We start from the raw sequence: 6435 nt of genomic DNA, 5'->3' as shown, positions 1-6435 counted from the left end.
GCGGACCCGAGAACCACTACAAGGGCTGCACCCATATCACCAGCCGAAACGCCGCAAGTTGCACTGCCGATCGAACCCCTAACCGAACGGCATTGCGACTAGCGCCTGTCTCGCGAACCAGTGGCCGACGTCAGGACGACTCGCGCACCACCAGCTCCGTCGGCAGGGTCATTTGCTGTCGGGACGCGCCGTGCTGCGTGATGTCGGTGAGGATGCGGGCCATGGTCCGGCCCAGTTCCTCCACCGGCTGACGCACCGTCGTCAGAGGCGGGTCGGTGTGGCGGGCGAGAATGGAGTCCTCGAATCCCACGACGGCGACATCACCGGGAACCCGCCGTTTCCGCCGACGGAGTTCGGTCAGGGCGCCGACCGCCATGAGGTCGGAGGCGGCGAAGACGGCATCCAGGTCCGGGGCGCGTTCAAGAAGCAAACGCATCGCATGGCGTCCGCTCTCCTCGGTGAAGTCGCCCGCCTCGGCCAGCAGTTCCTCCGCGGGCACCCCTGCCTCCTCGTGCGCGGCGCGCCAGCCCGCGAGCCGGCTGCGGCCGACGTCCATGTCCAGTGGTCCGGAGATCGTGGCGATCCGCCTCCTGCCGCTGTCCAGCAGATGCCGGACGGCCGCGGTGGCCCCCCCGGCGTTGTCGGAGTTGACGTAACTCAGCCGCTCGCCCGCGTCGCGGCGGCCGGCCAGCACGGTGGGCAGGCCCATCTCCTCCAGCATGCCCGGCAGCCGGTCCTCGGCGTGCACGGAGACCAGCAGGACGCCGTCCACGCGGCGGGTCGCCACCGACTCCGTCAGCTGGTCCCGCTCGGCCTGGTCGCGGACGAGCATCAACTGCAACTGGGTCCGGCTCTCGGCGAGAGCACCGCTGACGCCGCGGATCAGTGCGGCGAAGAACGGTTCCGAGCCGAGCCGGCTCTCCGACTCCGGGATCACCAGGGCCACGGCGTTGGTGCGGTTGGTCACCAGGCCGCGGGCGACCGAGTTGGGTACGTAGTTGAGCTCCTTGATCGCTTCGAGGACCCTGGCGCGTGCGTCGGCGCTGACCAGTTCCGAGCCGTTGACGACGCGGGAGACCGTGGTGCGGCCCACGCCGGCGCGGGCGGCGACCGTTTTGATCGTGGGACGGCGGTTGCCGGTCATGCAATCCCCCCTCGGCGGCCGCGGCGGCGGTGCCTACCGCGGAGGTGACCTGCGGCAATTCTTGCAGACGCGGCCGTCGGCAGAGCACCCCCCGAGGCACGGGAGGTGATCGCGGGGCCAGGAGTTCACCGCCGACTTGCGTTCAAGTCATTGACAGATGGGCCCGCTCCCACGAGTCTTCGATGCGCCGGTGGGAACGTGCCCATCAAAATTGGGCACGTTCCCACTCCCTGTCAGAGCCGTTGTAGTCGTCGCTGTGTTCATCGCAGAACCCGTCACGCCGATGTGTCAGCGCCGTCGCTAGGAGGAGATTCATGGGCAGTCTCGGTTCGTTGCGCACAAAGGCGGTGGCCGCCGTCGCGGCCGCCGGCGCGCTGGCACTCGTCGTGGGCTGCAGCAGCAGCGACGACTCGGTCACCGGCGGTGGCAAGAAGGACGGCAAGACCACCATCACCATGGGCCTGTACGGCGTGATGGGCATCAAGGAGACGGGCCTTCTCGAGCAGTACGAGAAGGAGAACCCCGATGTCGACATCAAGGCCGAGATCGCCGGTGACGAGCAGACGTACTACACCGCCTTGCAGACCAGGCTCGCCGCGGGCAAGGGGCTCAAGGACATCCAGGGCATCGAGATCGGCCGGGCCAAGGAGATCACCGAGACCCAGTCTGACAAGTTCGCCGACTTCTCCGAGATGTCGGGCACCGACCACTTCCTGCCGTGGAAGGAGTCCCAGATCAGCACCGAGGACGGCAAGGTGCTGGGGCTCGGCACCGACATCGGCCCGATGGCCGTCTGCTACCGCAAGGACTACTTCGAGAAGGCGGGCCTGCCCACCGACCGCGAGGAGGTCGCCAAGCTGTGGGAGGGCGACTGGAAGAAGTACGTCGAGGTCGGCCGCACCTTCGAGAAGGACTTCAAGGGTGGCGACGTGGCCTACATGGACGCGGCCAGCGGCCTGTTCAACGCCATGGTCTACGGCTACCCCGAGCAGTACTACAACGACAAGGGCGAGCTGATCCACGACAAGAACCCGGCCGTCAAGGAGGCGTGGAACCTCGCCGCCGACGCCGGGGAGGACGGCCTGACGGCCAAGCTCCGTCAGTTCCAGCCCGGTTGGGACCCGGGGCTCGCCAACGGCACGTTCGCCACCGCTGTGTGCCCGGCGTGGATGCTCAGCCACATCAGCGAGAAGGCCGGTGAGGCGAACAAGGGCAAGTGGGACGTCGCCCGTGCCCCCAAGGGCGCCAACTGGGGCGGCTCCTTCCTCGGCGTGATCGAGCAGAGCCCGGTGAAGGAGGAGGCCAAGAAGCTCGTCGCCTGGCTGACCGCGCCGGAACAGCAGGCCCACATCTTCAAGGAGATCGGCAACATCCCGTCCTCGCGGCAGGCACTGGAGAACGCCGACGTGAAGAACGCCAAGTCGGAGTACTTCAGCAACGCGCCGATCGGCCGGATATTCGGTGCCGCCGCCCAGGAGATCCCGGACAAGCAGGTCCTCGGCCGCAAGGACGGCACGATCAAGGACACCTTCTCCCAGGGCCTGGCCCTGATCGAGCAGGGCACCTCGCGCGACGAGGCGTGGAAGACCACCACGGAGCGCGTCGAGAAGGCGGTCGGCTGACCCACCGCCCCTGCGGCCGTCCGGGCCCGCCGACGTCCTGTCGGCGGGCCCGGGGCCCGGCCCACACATCCGCTTTTCAGGAAGGAAGTCCGGTGGCCACCTCCACCACCAAGGCCCTGGCCGGGGACGAGCCGCCAGGTCCGTCCCACAGGACGGGCGGCGACGGCGCCGCCCGGCGGCGCGGCGCACTGCTGCACCGGCTGGACATCAAGGGCGCCCCGTACGCGTTCGTCGCGCCGTTCTTCGTCGTCTTCGCCGCGTTCAGTTTCTATCCCCTCGTCTCCACCTCGTGGATCTCCCTGCACGACGTGGAACTGGCCACCCTCGACGTCATGGAGTGGGTGGCGTTCGACAACTACGTCGAACTCTGGGGCGACTCCCGGTTCTGGAACGCGCTGCGGAACACCATCACCATCGGTGTCATCTCCACGGTGCCGCAGCTGATGATGGCGCTCGGCCTGGCCCACCTGCTCAACTACCGGATGCGCGCCTCGCTGTTCTTCCGCGTCGCCTCGCTGGTCCCCTACGCCACCTCGGTGGCGGCCGCCGCCCTCGTCTTCACCATGATCTTCGAACGCGACTTCGGCATGATCAACTGGGCGCTCGGAACGGTCGGCATCGACCCGGTGAACTGGGAGGCCGACAAGTGGCCCGCCCAGGCCGCGATCTCCACCATCGTCATCTGGCGCTGGACCGGCTACAACGCCCTGCTCTACCTGGCCGCCATGCAGGCCATCCCCGCCGACCGGTACGAGGCGGCCTCCCTCGACGGCGCGTCCCGGTGGCAGCAGTTCACCCACGTCACCGTCCCCGGGATCCGCTCCACCATCGTCTTCACCATCGTGCTCTCCACGATCGGCGCCACCCAGCTGTTCGGTGAGCCGCTGATCTTCGGCCAGGGGCCCAACGGCATCACCGGTGGCGCGGACAACCAGTACCAGACGCTGGGCCTGCTGCTGTACGAGGAGGGCTGGAAGAACTACCAGATGGGCCGCTCGGCGACCGTCGCCTGGGCGATGTTCATGCTGCTCGTCCTCGTCTTCGTGGCGCACCGCCTGATCCGGCGCCTGCGTTCCCGTACGTCCTGACCTGGAGTCGCCATGACCACCCAAAGCCTCCCGGTCCGGACGGACGCCCCCGCCCGGACCTCCGCCGACAAGCCGGCCGGCCGCGGCGGCCGCCGACTGCTGCGCCAGGGCGCCGGGCGCCAGCACCACGCGGGCCCGCTCGCCTACGTCCTGCTCGCCATCATGGCGATCCTGTCGATCTTCCCGCTCTACTGGACGATGGTGGCCGCCTCCACCGACAACACCCGGGTCAGCCAGACACCGCCGCCGTTCCTGCCCGGCCCCAACCTGTTCAGCAACCTCGCCAGGGCCTGGGACGAGGCGGCGATGGGCAAGGCCATGGTCAACAGCCTCATCGTGGCCGGTGTGATCGCCCTGTCCACGGTGATGTTCGCGACGCTGGCCGGGTTCGCCTTCGCCAAACTGCGGTTCAAGGGCCGCAACGCCCTGCTCATGCTGGTGATCGGCACCATGATGGTGCCGCCGCAACTCGGTGTCGTACCACTGTTCATGATGATGTCCGAGCTGGGCTGGTCGCAGCAGTTGCCCGCCGTCATCTTCCCCACGCTGGTGAGCGCGGTCGGGGTCTTCTTCATGCGGCAGTACCTGTCGGAGGCGCTGCCGGACGAACTCGTCGAGGCCGGACGCGTGGACGGGGCGCACTCGCTGCGGATCTTCTGGAGCATCGTGCTGCCCGTCGCGCGGCCCGCGATGGCGGTGCTGTTCATGATCACCTTCGTGCACGCGTGGAACGACTTCTTCTGGCCGTTCGTGGTGCTCGACATGACCAACCCGACGGTCCCCGTCGCCCTCACCCAGCTCAGCGCGGGATACGTCCGCGACCAGTCGCTGATCATGGCGGGCGCGCTGCTCGGCACGCTGCCGCTGCTGGCGATGTTCATCGTCTTCGGCCGGCAGATCGTCAGCGGCATCATGGCCGGCGCCGTCAAGGGCTGACCCCGCTCCGCGGCCGCCCGGCACCGAGCCGCGGGGCCGCACCACATCCACAGTCCGGCACGCGCGGACGCTTCCGGCGTCCGCGCGCTCCCGAACGTCCCCACCACGAAAGGACTTGCGTGGTCACCGCAGCACAGCAGACCGCGTCCGCCCCGGACGCCGCCCGCACCTTCCCCAAGGGTTTTCTCTGGGGCTCCGCGACCGCCTCCTATCAGATCGAGGGGGCCGCCGCGGAGGACGGCCGTACGCCGTCCATCTGGGACACCTACGCCCGCACCCCCGGCCGGGTCCGCAACGGCGACACCGGTGACATCGCCACCGACCATTACCACCGCTGGCGCGAGGACGTCGCCCTCATGGCCGAACTCGGCCTCGGCGCCTACCGTTTCTCCCTCTCCTGGCCCCGGATCCAGCCCACCGGGCGCGGCCCCGCCGTGCAGAAGGGCCTGGACTTCTACCGGCGCCTCGTCGACGACCTGCTGGACAAGGGCATCCAGCCCGTCGCCACCCTCTACCACTGGGACCTGCCACAGGAGTTGGAGGACGCCGGGGGCTGGCCCGAGCGCGCCACGGCCGAGCGGTTCGCCGAGTACGCGGCGCTCGCCGCGGACGCCCTCGGCGACAGGGTGAAGACCTGGACGACCCTCAACGAGCCCTGGTGCAGCGCCTTCCTCGGCTACGGCTCCGGCGTGCACGCCCCCGGCCGCACCGACCCGGTCGCCGCCCTGCGCGCCGCCCACCACCTCAACCTGGCGCACGGTCTGGCCGTCCAGGCGCTGCGCGACCGGGTACGGGCCGACGCCCAGTGCTCGGTCACCCTCAACATCCACCACGTGCGTCCGCTCACCGGCGGCGACGACGACGCGGACGCGGTCCGCCGCATCGACGCGCTCGCCAACCGGGTCTTCACCGGCCCGATGCTGCAGGGCGCCTACCCGGAGGACCTGTTCAAGGACACCGCGGCGCTGATCGACTGGTCCTTCGTCCAGGACGGCGACCTGCGGCAGATCCACCAGCCGCTGGACTTCCTCGGGGTCAACTACTACTCGCCCACCCTCGTCTCCGAGGCCGACGGCAGCGGCACCCACACCTCCGACGGACACGGCAGGAGCACCCACAGCCCCTGGCCGGGGGCCGACCGGGTCGCCTTCCACCAGCCGCCCGGCGACACCACCGCCATGGGCTGGGCCGTCGACCCCACCGGCCTGTACGACCTGCTGCGCCGGCTGGCGTCCGACTTCCCGCGGCTGCCGCTGGTCATCACCGAGAACGGGGCGGCGTTCGACGACTACGCCGACCCGGCCGGACAGGTCAACGACCCCGCCCGCATCGCCTACGTACGCGATCACCTGGCCGCCGTCCACCGGGCCATCGTGGACGGCGCGGACGTGCGCGGCTACTTCCTGTGGTCCCTGCTGGACAACTTCGAGTGGGCGCACGGCTACGGCAAGCGCTTCGGTGCCGTCTACGTGGACTACCCGACCGGCACGCGCATCCCCAAGGCCAGCGCCCGCTGGTACTCCGAGGTCGCCCGCACCGGCGTCCTGCCCGGCGCCTGACCCATGGGTCCGGGGACAGACACCGCGGCGAGAAAGAAGGAGGGGGGGGGGAAGGGGAACAACGCCTCTTCTCCCCACCTCCCCAC

Annotated in this window: 5 protein-coding genes; 4 read left to right on the top strand and 1 reads right to left on the bottom strand. The window is 69.5% G+C overall.

The window, feature by feature from the left end; translation table 11 throughout:
• Positions 1-130: 130 nt before the first annotated feature.
• Positions 131-1144 carry a LacI family DNA-binding transcriptional regulator gene (locus ACFCZF_RS24720; protein WP_375923242.1) on the bottom strand — a complete coding sequence of 338 codons (1014 nt, stop codon included), beginning with the start codon at positions 1142-1144 and terminating at the stop codon, positions 131-133.
• Between the two features lie 314 nt (positions 1145-1458).
• Between ACFCZF_RS24720 and ACFCZF_RS24715 the strand changes: the two genes are divergently transcribed.
• The 4 genes from ACFCZF_RS24715 (at position 1459) to ACFCZF_RS24700 (ending at position 6349) form a co-directional block, all read left to right on the top strand.
• Positions 1459-2766 carry an ABC transporter substrate-binding protein gene (locus ACFCZF_RS24715; RefSeq protein ID WP_376673509.1) on the top strand — a complete coding sequence of 436 codons (1308 nt, stop codon included), beginning with the start codon at positions 1459-1461 and terminating at the stop codon, positions 2764-2766.
• A gap of 92 nt (positions 2767-2858) precedes the next feature.
• Positions 2859-3854: a carbohydrate ABC transporter permease gene (locus tag ACFCZF_RS24710; RefSeq protein WP_376673508.1), complete on the top strand. Its 996-nt coding sequence runs from the start codon at positions 2859-2861 to the stop codon at positions 3852-3854.
• Positions 3855-3866: 12 nt separating this feature from the next.
• Positions 3867-4790: a carbohydrate ABC transporter permease gene (locus tag ACFCZF_RS24705; RefSeq protein WP_376673507.1), complete on the top strand. Its 924-nt coding sequence runs from the start codon at positions 3867-3869 to the stop codon at positions 4788-4790.
• A gap of 119 nt (positions 4791-4909) precedes the next feature.
• The gene (locus ACFCZF_RS24700; RefSeq protein ID WP_376673506.1) at positions 4910-6349 is read left to right on the top strand and encodes a GH1 family beta-glucosidase; all 1440 of its coding nucleotides are present in this window, start codon (positions 4910-4912) and stop codon (positions 6347-6349) included.
• The last annotated feature ends 86 nt before the right edge of the window (positions 6350-6435 follow it).

The organism is Streptomyces sp. NPDC056296 (genome assembly GCF_042268605.1).
In the GTDB taxonomy this organism is placed as follows: Bacteria; Actinomycetota; Actinomycetes; order Streptomycetales; family Streptomycetaceae; genus Streptomyces.
This window is presented reverse-complemented; position numbering and strand designations above follow the sequence as displayed.